The sequence below is a fragment of the Neobacillus massiliamazoniensis genome, from assembly GCF_001048695.1.
In the GTDB taxonomy this organism is placed as follows: Bacteria; Bacillota; Bacilli; order Bacillales; family Cytobacillaceae; genus Neobacillus; species Neobacillus massiliamazoniensis.
The window spans coordinates 324,577-345,425 of sequence record NZ_CVRB01000001.1; the positions used below are offsets into that span (position 1 = coordinate 324,577).

A 20,849-nucleotide genomic window follows, 5' to 3' on the forward strand; every position below is an offset into this window, starting at 1 on the left:
CCTCCTGTAAAAAATAGTACAAATTTATTATGTGAAACTCAGATGAAAATATTCATGTAAAAAGTTTTTTCATGTATACCAACCGCCATTAATACCGAGAATCTGGCCTGTTATATAGGTAGCTTCATCAGATAATAAAAATGCTACTGCTCCCGCAATTTCGGCCGGCCTTCCTAGTCTGCCCATTGGAATATCACTCTCGATATTTTCAATGTCTTCTGTTGTAAAGCCTTGCATCATTGGGGTTTTGATTGCTCCAGGTGCAATTCCATTCACACGAATTCCATTTAATGCGACTTCCTTACTCAATGCCTTTACAAAGGCAATTTGCGCCCCTTTTACTGTCGAATAAGCAACCTCACAAGCGGCCCCCGTCTGTCCCCAAATGGAAGAAATAACAATAATATTTCCTGACCGTTTGCTCAGCAACTTGGGTAATAATTCTTTTGTCAGCATCAATGGGCTTAAAACATGCAGATTTAACAAGGATTCTGCCTCGGCTTGCTCTAAGTCAACAAACAAGCCGTATTGACTTGTTCCACCGCAATGGATGATTTCATCAAGAGAAAAAATTTGAGAACAAATACTTTTGTAACCATCAAAGGTCGTTAAATCTGCATGAACGGGTAAATATTCTCCCCCGAACTGATTAAGCTTTTCCTTTAATTCTTTGACAGACTGTTCATTCTGATTGTAGTGTAGGTATAAATTATAGCCTTTTTTTGCTAGGGTATAAGCCACCGCTTGTCCGATTCCACCGCTCGCTCCCGTTATCAAAACATATTTATTCATATACATTCACTCTTCCGTTTATCTATTATCTATGCGAAAGGCTGTGTTAAACTTGCCTGTTGATTTGTGCTCAAGAAGCGAGCATCCGCGGGCGTTCCGGGGAGCCTCCTCGGCGATTAAGCGCCTGCGGGGTCTCCCCTGCCCCGTACTCCCGCAGGACTTTGAATCAGCATCTTTGAATCTACACCGCACGAAGGAAATGCATTAGCATTTTCGAGGATCTCGCGCCTTCCGCTCCAATCAACATAGTTTCAAAAATCAACAATGACCTTTAACACAGCCATGCGAAAAAGCGCCCTAAAAGAGCGCTTTAACCTAATTTTTCTTTGGTACCACCTGACATACCGAAAAGCGCTCTTCTGAAATAACCTCGGCTGCAAGCGCTTGGACGTCCTTTAACGTGATCCCCTCAAGCGTTGGAACGACATCAAACAGATTCATTTCATTAAAAGCATATCGAGTAAATTGATTCGCAATGTATTCCGGAGAATTGATGGCTCGTAAGAAAGCGCCAATTTTTTTCCTTTTTGCTCCTTCTAATTTCTCTTCGGATATTGAATTTCCGTTCTTCGCTTCAAAAAGCATTTTTTTCAGTGTGTCAGCTAATTTGTCTGCATCCCTTGTATCGCCGCCAATCATCGCAAAACCAAATCCCAGTTCTTGGGTATAGTCAGATGAAAAAGTTTCATCTACAAGGCCTTCTTTGTATAGCTGATCGTAGTTCTCTGAGCTTTTTCCAAATAGTATATCAAGTAGGATATTCATCGTTAATTCATTCTTTAGCATTTTTTCTCCGCTTTGATCCACATGTAATGCTTTTATTCCTACTAAGCATTTGGATGTTTGCACATTCATTTCAAGCACCTGTTTTTTTTCAGCTGCATGCGGAGGCTCCTCATCAAATTGCCGCTTAATTTCAGGCTGGTCTTTATATTCTTTTTTTGATTGGTTTTCTCTAACTTGATTCATGATGGCTTCAGGGTTAATAGGGCCAACAATAAACAATAACATGTTGCTAGGATGATAGAAAGTGTTATAACACTCATAAAGCCATTCTTTTGTAATATGCGATATTGACTCGATTGTCCCGGCGATGTCAATTTTAACTGGATGGTTCTGATACAAGTTTTGGATCAGACCAAAGTAAAGGCGCCAATCAGGGTTATCATCATACATCGTTATTTCCTGACCGATAATCCCCTTTTCCTTTTCAACGGTTTTATCGGAGAAATAAGGGTCTTGGACAAAATCGATAAGGGTTTCTAAGTTTTTTTCTACATCGGTTGTACTTGAAAATAAATAGGCTGTCCTTGTAAAAGATGTAAAAGCATTCGCAGAAGCACCTTGTCGGCTAAATTGTTGAAAAACATCTCCATCTGCTTTTTCAAATAGCTTATGCTCTAAAAAATGGGCAATCCCATCTGGAACTTTAACATATTCATCCTTCTCAAGCGGCATAAAGTAATTATCAACAGAACCGTATTTGGTTGTAAACGTTGCGTAGGTTTTGTTAAATCCTTTTTTCGGTAAAATATAAACATTCAGCCCATTTGGCAGTTTTTCATGAAAGAGCTCTTCTTGAAGCTGGTCAAAAGTAATTTTTTCCATTATTTCGCTGCCTCCTTTCCGGTTAAGAAATAAATCGTATCAAGCTCAATCTTTTTAGCTACTGCAACAATTTCTTCCTTTGAAGTCTTTTGCATCTCATCAATCCACGTTTGTAGTGGAATGTCAGTAAGCGCTACCACGTTATGATAGAGAATTTCGATTAGACCTCTAGCAGTATCAATCGTTTCAAGAATTTGATTCTGAATGACCGCTTTTGTCTGCTCCAATTCCTCATCAGTAAAATCGCCTTTTTTCATTGCTTCCATTTGTTCATTAATTATCCTCAATGCTTGATCATAGTTTTTTAAATCAATCCCAGACATTACCATCATCAAGCCCTTATGACTTTCAAGACGGCTTGCAGCATAGTATGCAAGGCTGGCTTTTTCCCTTACATTGATAAACAATTTAGAGTGTGAAAAACCTCCGAATATTCCATTGAACACTTGAAGGGTAAAATAGTCAGGATCACCATAGACGATATTGGTCCGGTAGCCCATATTCAATTTTCCTTGTTTAACATCCTGATTTTCTTTCACTTCAAGAACCTGTTCTTTCTTTCTTACCTCGACGGCTTCATTCCGCATTGGTGAACGTTTTTCAAACTTCAACAATTGTGAAACATACTGTTTAACCTCTTCTGCCTTCACATCACCGATCACATAGAGGTCCATTTCATCTTCTAAAAAGGCCTTTTGATAATATTCATATAAATTTTCTGGCGTGATGGCATCAACATCCTCAGCTTCGCCGTTTACTTGCAAGGCATAGGGCTCCCCTTTGCACATTTCTTCAAGGAGACGGACGTTTGAGTAGCGCATTTTATCATCAAAAACGGATTGAATTCGCTGCTTTAATGTCCGTTTCTCTTTCTCAACGGTTTCAGAGTTAAACCCCTTTTCTTCAATATTTGGATTGGTTATAATTTCTGCTAATAACTCAAAACCTTTTTTTAACAGGGGAGCGGGGTCACTTAGAAACTTCTCATTGGCAATTTCAAGTGAGAAGCTCATGATATGGTATTCTCCTTTTTTGGCGAGGTCAACGAAAAGGGTTGCTCCGTATAATTCATCTAAGTAGGAACGAAGTACAGTAGTTGTTGGATACTTTGCTGAACTACTTTGCAAAACTTGTGGAAGAAGTGCTCTTCGAGTAACATTCTCTTTTGTTAACGGGGCTTTCATTTTCCAAACAAGGGTATTGGTTTTATATTTGGACGTTTCTACAACATGGAGTTTAAAACCTGGCAATTCTGTCACTTTTTCGTCGGTAATATTCATTTTCTTTCCTCCTTTTTGAATGGGTAATTGTTATTTATGTAAACAGTTTTCTATCTATCTTTCCCATTGCATAAATTCTCTATTCTTACTATAATTTGACCCGCTTGGACATTACAAGCAATAGACGTCGAAAAATTAAAAAACCCTCGATTATGGTAAACCGAGGGTTAATAAATAGACGCCTTGCACTTTTCTTTTTGTCCAGCTCCAGCGCCTAGGGGCTCGGGGTCATAAGCCAATCCGTCCTGAAGGTTAAAGAGCAACCTTCACGCCGGCTCGTCTTATGCCTGTCGCCCCTGACCAAGGCGCTTCCGCTTTTCTTTTTAGCGACTTCCTTTAATATAGTGAACACCATCTGCTTTAGGAGCCTCTGCACGGCCGATAAAGCCTGTTAAAGCTAAGATCGTTAACACATATGGTGCAATCAATAAATACACGCTTGGAATGTCCTTTAAGAATGGCAAACTAGATCCAATGATACTTAAACTTTGAGCAAAACCAAAGAAGACTGCTGCACCCATTGCTCCAAGCGGATGCCATTTACCAAAGATCATAGCTGCTAATGCCATAAAGCCTTGACCGCTGATAGTTGAATGGCTAAAGTTTGAGGAGATTGCTTGAGCATAAACTGCACCACCGATTCCTCCAAATGCTCCCGAAAGAATGACACCGATATAACGCATTTTTGTAACATTAATCCCCATTGTATCCGCTGCCATTGGATGTTCACCTACAGAACGAAGGCGTAAGCCAAACGGTGTTTTGTAGATAATATACCAAACAATGAATGCAACAATAATGGCAATATAAGAAACCCAGTAAGTATTTTGAAAAAATATTTGTCCAATAACAGGAATATCTTTCAATACTGGAATATCAATTTTACTAAAACCTTTTTGAATAATATCCGTTTCACCTTTATTATAGATGAATTTTACTAAGAATAAGGTTAATCCAGACGCTAATAAGTTGATCGCTACACCGGATACGGTATGGTCAGCTCTAAATGTAATCGATGCAACCGCATGTAAAAGCGAAAAGATCGCACCAGCAATCATAGCAACCAATAGGGCTACCCATGGAGTTGCATTTCCGAAGACATTAACAAACGTTAAATTAAAAACAATTGAAGTAAATGCGCCAATCCACATTAATCCTTCTAGACCAATATTAACAACCCCAGAACGTTCGGAGAAAACTCCCCCCAGCGAAGTGAAAACCAGTGGAGCAGCCCAAAGTAAAGTTGAAGGAATAATGATCATTAATATCTGCATTAAGCTCATTTACTTCGCCTCCTTTTTACTACTAATGCGTTCAATAAACCAGCGAATGATATAACTTGAAGCCACAAAGAAAACAATTAGAGCAATGATAATATCAACAAGTTCATTTGGAACACCTGCTTGAAGTGGCATGTTTAATGCACCCACTTCTAATGATCCAAATAATAATGCTGCAAAGAATACGCCAAGCGCAGAATTTCCACCTAATAATGCAACTGCAATCCCGTTAAAACCAACTCCGGTAAATGAACTTTTCATTGCGATATAGCCAAATGTTCCTAAGCCCTCCATTGCGCCTGCCAATCCAGCAAATGCACCGGAGATTACCATGGATAAAATGATATTTTTATTAACGCTCATCCCAGCATAATGGGCAGCATCCTGATTATATCCTACAGCTCGCAATTCATACCCTCTTGTCGTTTTCTCCAAGAGGAACCACATAATAAAACAACAAATAATTGCAATAACAATCCCCCAGTGAAGACGTGAATACTGTGTTAAGCTTTGTAGCCAAGGAGATGCGAGTGACGCTGAATCTGGAATATTGGCCGTTCTTTCTTTTCCATTGGTAAGAACGTTTTGGATAATATAGTTCACTACATTCAAAGCAATGTAGTTCATCATGATCGTAACAATTACTTCGTGAACCCGAAAACGTGCTTTTAGCAAACCAGGGATAAAGGCCCAAAGTGCACCTGCTACGATTGAAGCCAATATGGCAAGCGGCAGATGAATAAATTTTGGTAAGTGGAAAGCAAGACCCACCCATACAGAAGCAAGCCAGCCAACCATAAATTGACCTTCAACCCCGATATTAAACAATCCTACTCTAAATGCAAAGGCAACAGCTAAACCAGCTAAAATATACGGTGTCACTTGCCTAATTACTTCACCTATATAATAAGGACTTCCAAATGAACCGGCAATCAATGCACTAAAGGCAGCTGCCGCATTATAACCTGTGGCAACCATTATAATGGTCCCTACTATGATACCCAGTAACAAAGCAATAACAGGTATTAAAATATTACGAAAGCGTTTAGACATGTGTTTCTTCCCCCGCTTCTTTTCTACTCGATCCAGCCATTAACAGTCCGAGTTCTTGCTCCGTTGTTTCTTTTGGATTTAGCACAGCGACAATTTTCCCTTCATAAATAACCGCAATGCGATCGCTGACATTCATGATTTCGTCAAGTTCAAACGAAACAAGCAATACTGCTTTTCCATGGTCGCGCTGCTCAATTAACCGTTTGTGAATATATTCGATAGCACCAACATCCAAACCTCGTGTTGGCTGTGCAGCAATAAGCAAGTCCGGATTTCGATCAACCTCACGTCCAATGATAGCTTTTTGCTGATTTCCACCTGATAATGCCCGAGCTAATGCATATTCACTTGGCGTACGCACATCAAATTCAGTTATTAAACTTCTTGCTTTCTTATTAATTTCATTGAAATTTAAAATTCCATTTTTCGAAAAAGGTTTTTTATAATAGGTTTGCAATACCATATTCTCTGCAAGTGGATAATTCAATACTAATCCGTGCTTATGTCGGTCCTGAGGAATATGACCCACTCCAGATTCAGTGATTTTTCTTGGTGTTAGGCCAAAAAGTTCTTTACTATTTACTTTAATACTACCTTTTTCCGCTTTGCGTAAACCGGTAATCGCTTCAATAAATTCGGATTGACCATTGCCATCGATTCCAGCAATTCCAACAATTTCTCCGGCACGAACAGTTAAGTCTAAACCATTGACAACGGTTACTCCGCGGGCATCTTTAACAACCAAATCTTTAACTTCTAATACTTCTTGCTTTGGATTAGAAGGCTTCTTCTCGGTTTTAAAGACAACTTCACGACCAACCATTAAATTGGCAAGTTCATTTGGATTCGTCTCACTGATATTGACTGTCCCAATTCCTTTTCCTTTCCGAATGACAGTACAACGGTCAGCAACTTCCATAATTTCTTTCAGTTTATGGGTAATAAGGATAATGGATTTACCCTCTTTAATAAGCGTTTTCATTATTTGCATCAGTTCTTCAATCTCTTGAGGTGTTAAAACAGCTGTGGGTTCGTCAAAAATTAAAATTTCTGCTCCACGGTATAACGTTTTTAATATTTCTACCCGTTGCTGCATTCCAACAGAGATATCGGAAATTTTAGCTTTTGGATCTACCGCTAACCCGTAACGCTCGGAAATATCTCGAACTACTTTTTCTGCTTTTTTCAAATCGATTCGTCCGCCAGAAGTGATTTCTTTACCAAGGATAATATTTTCTGTTACGGTGAACTTATCAATTAGCATAAAATGCTGGTGGACCATTCCGATTCCTAATCCATTGGCAATATTAGGGTTTGAAATCTTTTCTGGTTTCCCGTTTACACGAATTTCACCTTGTTCCGGCTGATACAATCCAAACAAAACATTCATCAAGGTAGATTTTCCCGCACCGTTTTCCCCAAGTAAAGCATGGATTTCTCCTTTTTTTACTTGAAGAGTGATGTTATCATTCGCAACAAAGTTTCCAAATTCTTTTCGGATATTCAGCATCTCGATTACATATTCCATCTTTTTCACTTCCTTTAAAAAGGTAAAAAATAACTTATAAGTAGTAAGATGTCAGACCTTACGAAGCCTAAAAAAAAAGCAACTCTTTTTATCTAAAATCTTAAGTGAAAAGTAGAAGGTTTTCTGCTTTTCAATTAGGATTTTATCTTCTTAAATAAGGAGGAGGGGCAACAATTGCCCTTACCTCCTCTAAGAGTTGTTGTCAATTATTTTACACTAAAAGTTTTTAATTCAGCACGAGTAGCTGGGACTTTTAAAGAACCAGATTTAATTTTAGCTGACCAATCACTAACTGCTTTATCAATTGCAGCTTTTGCAGGATCATCATTGTTAATTGGTGCAATACCAACACCATCTTCAGCTAAACCGTAAGTAGTTGTTTTTCCACCTGGGAAATTACCATTCATTGCTTTTGTTGAAAGGTCTTTTACAGCATTATCTACACGCTTCATAGAAGATGTAATGACAACATTCGTTTGTTTACCACCAGCAGTCACAACACCTTCTGCACTTTGGTCAGAGTCTACGCCAATTGCCCAGAAATTTTGATCAGGATTTTTAGCTTTACGGTCACGGGCTTCTTTAAATAATCCATTACCAGTTGCACCTGCAGCAGCGAAAATTACATCCTCACCCGTAGAATACATTCTTGAAGCAATAGCTTGCCCTTTTGCTGCATCAGTAAAGCTTGCTGCATATTGAACATCTACATTAGCATTTGGATTAGCAGCTTTTACACCAGCAGTGAACCCTGATTCAAAGCGTTCGATAACTGCACTTTCCATCCCGCCAATAAAACCAATTTTGTTTGATTTTGTAGTCAGACCAGCTGCAACACCTGCTAGGAAGGACGATTCATTTTCTTTGAACATGATACTAGCAACGTTCGGTTCATTTACAACATCGTCTACGATGGCATAGTGATTTTTTGGTTGTTGTTTTGCAATCTTATCAACATCTTTTGACATCATGAAACCGATTCCATAAATAAGGTCAAAGTTTTGATGTGTCAATGTATTTAAGTTAGTAGCATAGTCAGCGTCAGATTGTGATTGAAGGTAATCATATCCGCCTGTACCTTTTTTCATATTGTTATCTTTACCGAATTCTTGAAGACCTTTCCATGCAGATTGGTTAAAGGATTTGTCATCAATACCACCGACATCAGTTACCATACCCACAGAAAATGCTTTTTTGTCTCCACCGGTTGTTCCTTTTTTAGTGTTATCCGTAGCTTTTCCACATGCACCTAAAAGTGTTCCAGCAGCAAGTACCAAGGATAGTGCTACTCCAATTTTACGCTTTTTCAAGGTTTGTACCCCCTATGAATGTTGTTTGATATTGCAGGAATGTTTTTAATTGCGGAACTGATTGCGTTTTCATAAACGATTAAAAAAATTAAATTCTTTTCCTCAATACATGAAAACTAAACTTATCCGCTTTAAAATAATTTACCGAATAAAGGATTGGTTCATCCATTTCATCGAAATGCATTTGTTTTAGAACAAGCAACGCTGTCTCCGGATCACATTCTAAAATCGGGGAAATTTTTTCATGATAGCCAATTGGCTCAATTTGAGCAATCGCGTATGTAATTCTTCGGTTAGCCTCGGCATCCAATATGTTGAAAATTGATTCTTCACCATGAGAAAACTTATTTGGCAAAATGTTCTCAGGGATTTTGTCGATACAATAGACAACTGGTTCGCCATTAGCGGTTCTAACCCTTTCCATCACAAAAATTTCCTCTTCATTAGAACATGAGAAACGCCGAACATCCTCCTCGGTTGGACTTTGTGTCGATGAACTTAAGAAAATGGTTCCTGGCTTCATCCCGACTTGCTTAATCATTTCAGTAACACTATTCAGTTGCTCAATTCCTGAAGTAAAAAGAGGTTTTGCATTAACAAATGTTCCAACCCCATGGCGTCTGATAATAACATTTTCCTCTTCAAGAATCCGTAATGCTTCCCGAAGAGTAGCCCTACTTACTCCAAGATGTTTGGCAAGATCGAACTCGGATGGTAATTTTTCTTTTTCTTTATAAATTCCTTGTTCAAAATCTTGTTTCAACCGATCAATCACTTGTAAGTACAAGTGTCGGCTATCTGACTTAATTGACATGCAGGTTCCTCCAGCCTTTTCTTAAGACATCAGACATCTGATGTATTATCATTCCTACTAATCGAAAATAATATATCATTTTTTTCGAGATAAATAAATAGGGTATTCTAGATTTTGTCGAAAAAAGGTCTGGAAGATGAAAATAGTCATAAAAAAGCCAATAAATCGCCTTGTAAATGCTAATATTTAGGTATTTTTACAGGGGTTAAATGGTAAAAAAGAAGGATTATCCATCTGTTACAAAGGTATGTCTTTCCAAATATTTCATCCTGAAAAGACACCTATTTTTGTACAGATCAGGAAATCTCTTCTCCTTTTGGTTTAGATTGCAAAACGACTCGAGGCTTACTTCCTTCATAAGGACCGACGATTCCTCGGGACTCCATCTCGTCTATCAAGCGTGCTGCCCTTGTATACCCGATCCTGAAGCGACGCTGTAGCATGGAAACCGATGCTGTTTGCATTTCAAGCACTAAATCTACAGCTTCTTCATATAATTCATCATTAACCTCGCTCATTGATTCAGGGATCTCATCCGGAATCATTTCTTCTTGATACTGTGCTTTTTGCTGGGAAATAACAAAATCAACGGTGTCCTCAACCTCTTCATCCGACAAAAATGCCCCCTGAACACGGATTGGTTTTGAAGCTCCTACAGGCAAGAACAACATATCCCCCCTGCCAAGCAGCTTTTCAGCTCCCCCCATATCTAAGATAGTTCTTGAATCTGTGGCACTTGATACAGCAAAAGCGATACGTGAAGGAATATTCGCTTTGATTACACCCGTGATGACATCAACCGATGGCCTTTGTGTAGCAATGATTAAATGAATGCCGGCAGCACGAGCCATTTGGGCAAGACGAGTAATCGAATCCTCCACATCAGATGAAGCAACCATCATCAAGTCAGCTAACTCGTCAACAATCACTACAATATATGGTAAAAGTGGCTGCTTATCATTTTCCTCAAAATTATGCTTTTTAATATGATCATTATAGCCTTCAATGTTCCGGGTACCTGTATGGGAAAATAATTCATAACGCCTTTCCATTTCATTAACAACCTTCTTTAAAGCTTGTGATGCTTTCTTTGGCTCGGTCACAACAGGGGCTAATAAATGGGGAATACCGTTATAAACATTTAATTCGACCATTTTGGGGTCAATCATCATTAATTTTACTTCATGTGGTTTTGCTCGCATTAAAATACTGGTAATGATTCCATTGATGCAGACACTTTTTCCGCTACCGGTTGCGCCGGCAACAAGTAAGTGTGGCATTTTGTTTAGTTCAGCTAGTACCGCCTCTCCTGTTATATCCCTCCCTAGACCAATAAGTAGCTTTGAGTCAGGTTTATTGTTATGGGTCGCTTCTAATACTTCTCGGAGGGAAACAACTGCCACTTCAGAGTTTGGTACCTCTATTCCTATTGCTGATTTGCCCGGAATCGGAGCCTCAATTCGAATATCCTTGGCAGCAAGTGCCAAAGCTAAATCGTCACTTAAACTGACAATTTTACTTACCTTTACTCCCACATCTGGATGTACTTCATATTTTGTTACAGCCGGTCCTAAATGAACTTGGGTAACCCTTGCTTTTACACCAAAGCTTTGAAAGGTTCTCTCAAGCTTAGCCGCATTCTTATTAATCAGTTCATATTCCCCACTCTGGTCTGCTTTTTTCGGCAATTTTAACAGCTTCAGAGGAGGTAGTTCATAAGCAACGTTCTCTACCTCAGTAAAGGTAATCGGAGGGGTGTCCTCCTCTTCCACGTCCGAAACGTGAACATTTTCTTTTGTCCTTTGATGCTGCTTTTTATCGATTTGGTTTTCTCCTCCATATACACGATCGGCAAAGCTCGAAATGATTGGTTCAGGTACTGAAACCTCTTCTACTTCATTTTGGGCTTGTAATTTTATGGTAGGTCTGTTTTTACTTGCACGGTTTTCACTAGTTTGCTCACGTTGATTCTTTTTTTCTGTTCGCCGCTCTTGCTTTTTTTGTTTCCACTCGGCTACATCCAGCTTAAACGCTTCCCATTGACCCTTTGAAAAATCAAAAATACGAAGAATAATATTTCCAATGAAATCCCCAAAAGACTTTCCTGTTATTAAAATAGTACCTATTATGATTAAAATAAAAGTTAATATTTTTGTTCCTGTATCTGCAAAAAAGTAATGAAAAAAGGCATATAAAACTGCCCCAATCATTCCTCCTCCAGGGTCAGTTGTACTTGTTTCACCTTTAGTCTCCATCCAAAAGGCTTCCCATGTATTTTTGATAATACTTGGATTTTTAAATGTCCCTTGATTTGTAAGTAATTGATAATCATTTTCATGACTCAATACTAGGATTGATGCAATAATTAAATAGCAGCCAACTAATTTAGTGTGAAAGAAATATGGGATTTCTCGTTTCCACATTAAATATATACTGAATAGAAGAAGCCCGATTAATCCTAGCATATACCATTGACCCATAAAAAAACGGAAAAATAACGCAATTCCAATTCCAACTGGTGCTATTTTTGCCATTCCTATTATCGTTAAAAATAATAATACTAGTGCTGTTATTTCATATTTAATATTCTTTTTTAGGTTTATATCTCTCTTTTTTGTTGTTCTTCTCTTCTTTTTTGCCATTAGATCACCTTTATATAAATGTTGTAATATTGAAAATAATAGTAATTTAGGGGTATAAAGGAAGAAAGCAGCCTTGTTGGCTGCTTCTATCTTTGTATCCTGATTATACCATAATCTCTTATTAGAATGAGGACAAACCTTCTATGTTCGTAAAAGAAATTTTTGAGCCCGGATAGAAGCGCTCGTCCATAAAATGTTGTGGGTCGCTGCTTAAAACCCTAATAATTTGTAGGTTTTGCTGACTGGTTTGTTCAACTAAAAGTGGGATTCCTTCATAGTTGATCATGATTTGTCTACTTTGGGCATCTCCTTCATAAGGAAAAATTAGCTCATGTGGCATCATGGTATAAAGAATCATTGGATGACTCCCTCATTCTTTTCATTTTGGAGATCAATCAATTCATTTAATTTTTTCATTGCCTGCCCAATTCCGCCCACTTCATCAATCAATCCACTTTTAACAGCATCTATACCAATGACATTCGTTCCGATATCTCGTGTTAAATTTCCTTTCGCAAACATTAATTCCTTAAACGTTTCTTCTGTAATGTTTGAATGCTTTGTTACAAAACTAACGACACGTTCCTGCATTTTATCTAAATATTCAAACGTTTGCGGAACTCCTATCACTAGACCAGTTAATCTAATTGGATGAATGGTCATAGTAGCAGTTTCGGCTATAAAGGAATAATCACATGAAACCGCTATGGGAACACCAATTGAATGCCCCCCTCCTAATACGATAGAGACAGTCGGTTTTGAAATTGTTGCGAGCATTTCTGAAATAGCAAGACCAGCTTCAACGTCACCGCCCACTGTATTTAAAATAATTAATACCCCTTCAATTTTTGGGTTTTGTTCAATTGCCACTAGCTGAGGAATTATGTGTTCGTATTTCGTTGTTTTATTTTGCGGCGGTAGAGCTAAGTGCCCCTCAATTTGCCCAATTATCGTTAAACAGTGAATTCTGGAATCGTTTGAAAGCTGAGGGACGTTCGTTTGCCCAAGCTGCTGGATCTTTTCTAGTAAAGGTGAGGCAGGTTTTTCCTCTTTTTGAGGCTCCTGCTCTTCTTGATTTTCGGATTCATATTGTCGTAAATCTCTATCCATCCTAATACTCCCTTCAAGCATGATAATTTTAGTATGAACTCAGGAAATGATTTCATGCCAATAAGTTAAAAAGAGGATGTCCCATAACAAAGTGTCAGACCCCTCGACCTACAATATATAGCTGAACTCGGCTATATTTTAAGTAATGAGCGAGAGGTAAGACCCTTTTGAGACATCCTCTTTTTACCAAATTATATTTCCATTATGATAGGAAGAATCATTGGTCTTCTTTTCGTTTTTTCATATAAATAGCGATTTAATTCGTCTCTAATTTCCTGCTTTAAACTTGCCCATTCAAAGCTATCTTTAGAAATAATTCGTTCGACAATATCACGAACTAATTTAGTTGAATCTTCCATTAACTTTTCTGATTCTCGAACATATACAAAACCTCGTGATATTATTTCGGGCCCTGCAGCAATTTTTTTATCTTGCTTGGCTAACGTCACAACCACGATTAAAATTCCATCCTGTGATAATAGCTTGCGGTCACGTAAGACAATATTACCGACATCACCAACACCAATTCCATCTATTAGTACATTTCCGGAAGGCACTTTCCCAACAATCGATAATTTCCCTTCCTTTGCCTCTACCACTTCACCTCGATCTGCGATGATAATTTGGTGATCCTTCATGCCACATTCCATCGCGATCTTCCGATGAGCTTTTAACATCCTGTATTCACCATGAACGGGAATTAGGTATTTTGGGTTCATAAGATTGATCATAAATTTTAGCTCTTCTTGACTACCATGGCTTGATACATGAAGGGCTCTTTTCCCTGAAACAACATTCGCACCAGCCCTAAAGAGCATATCAACTGTTTTGGATAAAAACAGTTCACTTCCTCTAAGTGGTGAGGCTGCAATTAACACTGTATCACCAGGTTGAATATTAACAAGCTTATGAGTATGCTTGGTCATTTTTTGTAGAGCCTCAATCGGTTCACCTTGACTTCCAGTCATTAATATCACAATTTCATGGTCTTGGTAGTCTTTTAAGTTACTAATAGGAATAATTAAGTCCTCTGCTACTTCTAAATAGCCTAAATCAAGGGCAATATGATAGATTTGTTCAAGGCTTTTGCCTACGACCGCTACTTTTCGGTTGTTCTCTGCAGAGGCATTAAAAATATGCTGAATTCTATTGATATCAGAAGCAAAGCATGCAGCAATGATTCTTCCGGGAGCATTGTAAAATGCATTTGACATTTCCCGTTCAACTGTTGCTTCTGACGTAGTGTAACCAGGTTTTTCAGCTTCGGTACTATCGGAAAGCAAGCATAAGACTCCTTCCTCCCCAATAGCTGCCATTTTCCCGATTTCTGGTTTATATAACTTTGTTGCCCCTTGGTCAAATTTAAAGTCTCCCGTATAAACAATAATTCCTTCGGAAGTATGAATGCAAATACCAACAGAATCAGGTATACTGTGATTTGTTCTAAAAAAACTAACATTAACCGTTTCCATTTCAACAATCGTAGATGAGTCAATTTCATTAAAGTTTACTTTACCTTGATATTCCTGTTCTTTAAGCTTGGCATTTGCTAGGGCAAGGGTTAATTTTGTTCCGTAAACAGGTGCATCGACTTGACGCAAGACATAGGCTAATGCACCAAAATGGTCCTCATGACCGTGGGAAAGAAAAATTGCTTTTACTCTGTCTTTGTTCTCAATTAAATAGGTAATATCAGGAATGACGATATCGATACCGAGCATTTCTTCCTCGGGGAACATTAAGCCGGCATCGATCACGAATATGTCCTTATCCACTTCGACAAGGTGCATATTCTTTCCGATTTCTCCAATACCACCAAGTGCAATGACCTTAATGGAATTATTTTTTTTTGTTATCAATTCGCAAATCCTCCTACCTTGATGATGGGCCGATCGAAATCAGTTATGATTATTATACTTGAAATTAGAAAACCTTTACAACTAAAAATAGCCAACCGATAGTCAATTATCGATTGGCTGGTTGGAAATAATTAAATATTATCAAAAAGGGATAAGAGAGCTATACGCTCATGTTCATTTAGAGCAACTAGTGGAAGTCTGACTGAACCAACATCTAAGCCCTTAATTTGCAGGGCAGTTTTTACAGGTGCCGGACTTGGGGCTGCAAATAAGCCTTGCATGATGGGGAGGAGCTGTTGATGTAATTTTGCTGCTTTGCTATTATCACCTTCGAAAAAGGCATGAACCATTTCTTGCATTTTATTTCCTACTACATGTGAAGCAACAGACACAACCCCAGCACCGCCGATGGATAAAATCGGAAGCGTCATACTGTCATCACCACTGTATAAATGAAAGTCTTCAGATGTGTTTGAAATGATGGTCGTCATCGCATTTAAGTCCCCGCTCGCCTCTTTTACAGCGATAATATTATCAATCAATGAAAGGCGAATGATTGTATCCGGTAGAATGTTAACAGCCGATCGACCGGGAATATTATAGATCATGACGGGTAGCGAGGTTGCTTCAGCAATCGTCTTGAAGTGCTGGTATAAACCTTCTTGATTTGGTTTGTTATAATAAGGTGCTACTACCATGATAGCATCTACACCAAGCTGCTCCGCTTTTTTTGTTAATTCAATGGATGCATAAGTATTATTGCTGCCTGTTCCTGCAATAACTGGGATTCTCTTATTTACTATCTTGACAACATGACTGAATAATGCGAGCTTTTCCTCTTTCGTTAAGGTTGGAGATTCACCTGTTGTTCCAGCTACCACAAGGGAATCTGTTCCATTTTCAATAAGAAAATTTATTAGTTGAGTAGTCTTAGCAAAGTCAACATGGCCTTTTTTATCAAAGGGGGTTACCATTGCTGTAGCTACACGCCCAAAAAGAACCATTTTCCTTCTCCTTTCAAAACTAACAGCCTTAATGGTTTCAAACATATTAATTTTAAAAAATCATTAAACCTCTTCACCGTTCATTTGCTCTATATTCTTACATTCATATATTTCTTGCTCTAGCTGAAAAGCATCATGTAGTGTATTCACTGCCTGAACTAAGTCATCTTGTTTTACAAGTACCCAAATCGTTGTATGACTGTCAGCAGATTGTAAAATGCGAATTCCTTTTTCAGATAAGGCGGTAACAATTTTTGACGTAACTCCAGGGACCCCTGCTATTCCCGCACCCACAATCGAAACCTTTGCGCATTGTCGTTCTACAACAGGGTCATGCCCTAGCTCTTTTAAAACTTGAATTGCCTGATCTGTCATTTCTTCCGTTACAGTATAAATGACACTATTAGGAGAAATATTAATGAAATCAACACTAATACTTTCGTTTGCCATTGCCTTAAAAACTTCAGCTTGTAAATAATATTGATCTTTTTTGGCAAAAACCTTTATTTGTGTAACATTAGAAACATAGGCGATCCCCGTCACCATTTGCTCCCGGATATCACTCCCGCGATTATCTTTATTTGATGTTGTCACTAACGTTCCATGGCTTTCTGAATAGGTGGAACGGATTCGAATCGGAACTTTCGCATGCATTGCAATTTCAACCGCTCTAGGGTGAATCACCTTTGCACCTTGATAAGCCATATTACACACTTCGGTATAGGTGACAACAGAAAGTGGTCTGGCATTTTCCGCAATTCGTGGATCAGCTGTCATAATTCCATCCACATCTGTAAAAATATCAATCCATTCAGCATTAAGAGCAGCACCGATTGCAGCAGCCGATGTATCACTTCCACCTCTTCCAATGGTTGTTATATCACCGTTTTTAGCAGCCCCTTGAAAGCCGGCCACTACGACAACATCGTGCTTCTCCAGTTCTGTTAACAACCGATCAACTTGCATTTCTAGGATTTTTGCATTTGTATGGTCGTTGTTCGTACGGAAACCGGCTTGAGCACCCGTTAGGGAAACAGCTTTTATTCCGCTTTCCACCAACATATTTGCAAAAACGACGCTGGAAATCACTTCACCACAAGATAATAGGAGATCATATTCCCGCTTTGAAACTTTACTTTGGTTACCACCTATTAATGATAATAAAGTGTCAGTAGCATATGGATCTCCTTTTCTGCCCATTGCCGAGACAACGACTACTACCTTATAGCCGTCAACTAGTGCTCTTTCAATATGCCCTAGAGCATGTCTCCTGCTTATCTCATCCTTGACTGAGGTTCCACCAAATTTTTGGACAATCATTTTCATTGTGTAAGCAAAACCTGCCTTTTGGTGAAAGTATTATTCTCTTTCTCCTACTAATCCTAATTTCACTAGCCTTTCTGCAATCTGAACTGAGTTCCATGCTGCACCCTTTAATAAATTGTCGGAAACAACCCACATATGGAACCCTCTTTTTTCATCTAGGTCATTGCGAATGCGGCCGACAAAGACGTCATTACTTCCGACACAATTTGCTGGCATTGGATAGATTTGATTTTCTGGGTCATCCTGTAAAATGACACCTGGGGCATCTTTTAACAAAGCTTTGATATCATTTGCACTTACATCATCGGCTTCAATTTCAAAATAAACTGACTCGGAGTGGCTAACTGCAACCGGCAAACGAACACACGTAGCTGAGACCTGAAGTTTTGGTATATGCATAATTTTTTTCGTTTCGTTAATCATTTTCATTTCTTCATACGTATAGCCGTTTTCTTGGAATTTATCAATTTGCGGAATCGCATTAAAGGCAATTTGATAATGGTTGTTATCGCTTTTAACCGGCAAAATTTTAGGTTCAACGGCTTCATTATTTAAAATTGATTTTGTTTGCTCCATTAGTTCCTCTATAGCAGAAGCCCCTGCACCAGAAACTGCTTGATAGGTTGATACAATCACTTTTTTTAGACCAAAGTGCTTTCTTATTGGTTCTAAAGCCACTACCATTTGAATTGTGGAGCAATTTGGGTTCGCAATAATTCCATTATGAAGATGTAAATCTCCTTCGTTTACCTCTGGTACCACTAACGGAGTTTCTGGATCCATGCGAAAAGCACTTGTATTATCGACGACAATCGCACCACGTTTAACAGCTTCAGGAGCAAGTTCCTTCGATACATTGCCCCCTGCACTAAATAAAGCGATATCGACACCTTCAAAGCTTTCCGGCTTTGCTTCTAGAACGGTATGTTCCTCACCATTAACGATCACTATTTTTCCTGCAGAACGGGAGGATGACAAGAGTGTAAGCTTCTTGATTGGAAATTTTTCTTTAACCAATGTTTGGATCATCTGCTGACCAACTGCTCCTGTTGCCCCCACAACTGCAACGTTAAAACCATTTTGTTGACTCATTTTTTATTTCCCCTTTACTCAAAAAATATTGGTTATTTTCTGTTCAATAACTAATAAGAATTATTCACCCATTCGCATTCTTAGAAATATTGCGAATATTTTTCTTCTATTTCCATCCCTTGAAGAAATATGATCATTCGATGATTCATCAGCAGTGAATAATAACTCTTTCTTATGAATGATTATTACATTTTACCATATTAATTGAAAGAAATAACCTCTTTTATGGAAAGGGGAGAAATTAGTCAACATTCTGGTACCGTTCCACCAAAACCGGTTGAATTTGTATTCCATTCATTGCGGCATCAACGGTTTCCGATAGGAGAGTCATTCTGGCAACCATTGAATTTGGTTTCTTAAATGGATCATCTTGCCCAAAAGGAATAAAATAAATATTTTTTGTTGCCATTAATCGCATGAGATTTACCCCATTTAAGCCCAATGCATCATTTGTAGAAATTCCAAGGACAATGGGCTTTAGATTTCGGAGCGTTGCTTTTGCAGCCATTAAAACTGGGCTATCATTCATGGCATTGGCAAATTTACTCATCGATACTCCTGTTAAAGGAGCAATTACCATGCAATCAAGAGGTATTTTGGGTCCAAGAGGCTCTGCTTTAACAATGGAGTCAATTACCTTATGACCGGTTAAATCCTCTATTCTTTGTACCCAGTCTTCACCTTTTCCAAAGCGAGTTTCTGTATTTTTGACGGTAAAGGTTACGATGGGAATGACCTCAACCCCTGATTGAACTAGCTTTTCTATCTCTGGAAAAACAGCATCATATGTGCAATGTGAACCTGTTAATCCGAACCCAATTCTCTTCCCCTTTAAACTCATTTCACTTTCCCCTTTCGATTTTGGAGCTCATCCTGGAGCAGCTGTGAGAGAACATCCGCTAGTATTAGGCCTGCTGTCTTGGGAGCTACAATTCCCGGCAAACTTGGAGCTAGTAAAGCTTTTATTCCCCTTTTTTCAGCGTAACGAAAATCCGTTCCTCCCGGTTTCGAGGCAATATCGATAATAAGGGTGTGTGCAGGCAGCTTTGAAATGACGGATGCACTTACGATTAAGTGTGGAATCGTATTTATTAAAATATCTGTGCCGATTACTTCTTTTTCAATATTGTTCAAATGAAAGGGAGTTAACCCCATTTCGGTTATTCTTGCAAGATGCTCACTTTTTCTAGCTCCGACTTTCACCTTAGCGCCAAGTGCATGGAAAGCCCTTGCTGTGCTCATTCCACACCTGCCTAAACCTAGAATGGTTATATTAGATCCGTGAATGGTAAAGTCAGTATGCTGGATAGCCATCATGATGGTTCCTTCGACAGTTGGAATGGAATTATAAATGGCAACATCGTCCCTTGAAAACAACTGAACAAGCGTTCTCTTAGATTGCTTGATAATACTATTCAAAAAGGTGTTGCTTATACCTGAATAGATCGTACAATGTTCAGGAGTTTTCGAAAGGATTTCCTCTGTTAAGGTCACCTTTTCATTCGAAAATATCGTCTCTACCTGCCCTTCCAAATTTGTACCGGCAACCGGTAATATAAGAGCATCCAAATTTGAAAAGTCAATTTCATCTAGCTTTTCCTTGACAGCACCTGTGAAGGCGTGGTCAAGCTGTTCGAATCCAATTAACGATAATCTGGCATCTAATTCCGTTAACTTTCGGATAATTTCAAGCTGTCTGGCATCTCCACCAATCACGGCTATTTGCATCCCTGTCAGCATGAAAACATTCACCTTCTTTTTGAAAAATCCATGCAGGAAATTTATTTCAGCTTTTCACTTCACCATCTTATGTATGATTGTGCAAATAGGTGAGTTTTCCACCTTTCATTCAATAAAAAAAGCCCAAGCAAACATCCGATTACTTGGGCTTTCACTTTCAAACTAATTGTCATTCTCTTCAGGAACATCAATGATAATCATATCTGAACCTATTTTTTTAATATGCTGCCATGGTACTCGTACCACTTCCCCCTGTTTTCGTAAACCAAACCATTTTAATGAAGGGATTAGAAGTGCTTGGATTTGTCCCGTTGCTTCATTGATCTCAAGGTCCGTTTGACCAAGTACCCCAAGCCGTTCAGCTTTTTTTACATCCACTATTTCTTTTCCACTTAATTCACTTAACCTCAT

The 20,849-nt window shown here is 38.6% G+C and carries 18 protein-coding genes; all 18 read right to left on the bottom strand.

Translation table 11 applies throughout. From position 1 onward, the window contains the following. Nucleotides 1-69: 69 nt before the first annotated feature. A complete protein-coding gene (gene ymfI, locus BN1082_RS01650) occupies nucleotides 70-792 on the bottom strand; it encodes an elongation factor P 5-aminopentanone reductase (protein WP_090629959.1) in 723 nt (240 codons plus the stop codon). Nucleotides 793-1,107: 315 nt separating this feature from the next. Then, nucleotides 1,108-2,400 carry an EF-P 5-aminopentanol modification-associated protein YfmH gene (gene yfmH / locus BN1082_RS01655; RefSeq protein ID WP_090629961.1) on the bottom strand — a complete coding sequence of 431 codons (1,293 nt, stop codon included), beginning with the start codon at nucleotides 2,398-2,400 and terminating at the stop codon, nucleotides 1,108-1,110. Beyond that, complete coding sequence (gene yfmF, locus BN1082_RS01660) at nucleotides 2,400-3,680, bottom strand: EF-P 5-aminopentanol modification-associated protein YfmF (protein ID WP_090629964.1); 1,281 nt, start codon at nucleotides 3,678-3,680, stop codon at nucleotides 2,400-2,402. Before yfmF ends, yfmH begins: the two co-directional genes overlap by 1 nt. Before the next feature lie 323 nt (nucleotides 3,681-4,003). Further along, nucleotides 4,004-4,963 (bottom strand): ABC transporter permease, encoded by a 960-nt coding sequence (locus tag BN1082_RS01665; protein WP_090629967.1) that lies wholly within the window; start codon nucleotides 4,961-4,963, stop codon nucleotides 4,004-4,006. After that, nucleotides 4,964-6,013 (bottom strand): ABC transporter permease, encoded by a 1,050-nt coding sequence (locus BN1082_RS01670; RefSeq protein ID WP_090629969.1) that lies wholly within the window; start codon nucleotides 6,011-6,013, stop codon nucleotides 4,964-4,966. Then, on the bottom strand, nucleotides 6,006-7,541 hold the full coding sequence (locus BN1082_RS01675; protein WP_090629971.1) for an ABC transporter ATP-binding protein: 1,536 nt from the start codon (nucleotides 7,539-7,541) through the stop codon (nucleotides 6,006-6,008). Before BN1082_RS01675 ends, BN1082_RS01670 begins: the two co-directional genes overlap by 8 nt. A gap of 206 nt (nucleotides 7,542-7,747) precedes the next feature. Beyond that, a complete protein-coding gene (locus tag BN1082_RS01680; RefSeq protein ID WP_090629974.1) occupies nucleotides 7,748-8,851 on the bottom strand; it encodes a BMP family lipoprotein in 1,104 nt (367 codons plus the stop codon). 88 nt (nucleotides 8,852-8,939) lie between these two features. Then, nucleotides 8,940-9,665, bottom strand: coding sequence for a GntR family transcriptional regulator (locus tag BN1082_RS01685; RefSeq protein ID WP_090629975.1), 726 nt, complete (start codon nucleotides 9,663-9,665; stop codon nucleotides 8,940-8,942). Between the two features lie 296 nt (nucleotides 9,666-9,961). Continuing rightward, complete coding sequence (locus BN1082_RS01690) at nucleotides 9,962-12,307, bottom strand: DNA translocase FtsK (protein WP_090629978.1); 2,346 nt, start codon at nucleotides 12,305-12,307, stop codon at nucleotides 9,962-9,964. 121 nt (nucleotides 12,308-12,428) lie between these two features. Beyond that, entirely contained in the window at nucleotides 12,429-12,665 is a 237-nt protein-coding gene (locus BN1082_RS01695) for a YlzJ-like family protein (protein ID WP_090629981.1), read from the bottom strand. After that, nucleotides 12,662-13,417, bottom strand: a complete 756-nt coding sequence (locus BN1082_RS01700; protein WP_090629984.1) for a ClpP family protease — start codon at nucleotides 13,415-13,417, stop codon at nucleotides 12,662-12,664. The genes BN1082_RS01695 and BN1082_RS01700 overlap by 4 nt, the downstream gene beginning before the upstream one ends. A gap of 191 nt (nucleotides 13,418-13,608) precedes the next feature. Next, on the bottom strand, nucleotides 13,609-15,276 hold the full coding sequence (locus BN1082_RS01705; RefSeq protein WP_090629988.1) for a ribonuclease J: 1,668 nt from the start codon (nucleotides 15,274-15,276) through the stop codon (nucleotides 13,609-13,611). A gap of 131 nt (nucleotides 15,277-15,407) precedes the next feature. Then, nucleotides 15,408-16,280, bottom strand: coding sequence for a 4-hydroxy-tetrahydrodipicolinate synthase (dapA, locus tag BN1082_RS01710; RefSeq protein ID WP_090629990.1), 873 nt, complete (start codon nucleotides 16,278-16,280; stop codon nucleotides 15,408-15,410). A gap of 63 nt (nucleotides 16,281-16,343) precedes the next feature. Further along, nucleotides 16,344-17,606, bottom strand: coding sequence for an aspartate kinase (gene dapG / locus BN1082_RS01715; RefSeq protein ID WP_090629992.1), 1,263 nt, complete (start codon nucleotides 17,604-17,606; stop codon nucleotides 16,344-16,346). 33 nt (nucleotides 17,607-17,639) lie between these two features. Then, nucleotides 17,640-18,698 (bottom strand): aspartate-semialdehyde dehydrogenase, encoded by a 1,059-nt coding sequence (gene asd, locus BN1082_RS01720; protein WP_090629994.1) that lies wholly within the window; start codon nucleotides 18,696-18,698, stop codon nucleotides 17,640-17,642. 241 nt (nucleotides 18,699-18,939) lie between these two features. Then, nucleotides 18,940-19,539 (bottom strand): dipicolinate synthase subunit B, encoded by a 600-nt coding sequence (gene dpaB / locus BN1082_RS01725; protein WP_090629997.1) that lies wholly within the window; start codon nucleotides 19,537-19,539, stop codon nucleotides 18,940-18,942. Continuing rightward, on the bottom strand, nucleotides 19,536-20,438 hold the full coding sequence (dpaA, locus tag BN1082_RS01730) for a dipicolinic acid synthetase subunit A (protein WP_090629998.1): 903 nt from the start codon (nucleotides 20,436-20,438) through the stop codon (nucleotides 19,536-19,538). The genes dpaB and dpaA overlap by 4 nt, the downstream gene beginning before the upstream one ends. Nucleotides 20,439-20,600: 162 nt before the next feature. Then, complete coding sequence (locus tag BN1082_RS01735; RefSeq protein WP_090630001.1) at nucleotides 20,601-20,849, bottom strand: YlmC/YmxH family sporulation protein; 249 nt, start codon at nucleotides 20,847-20,849, stop codon at nucleotides 20,601-20,603.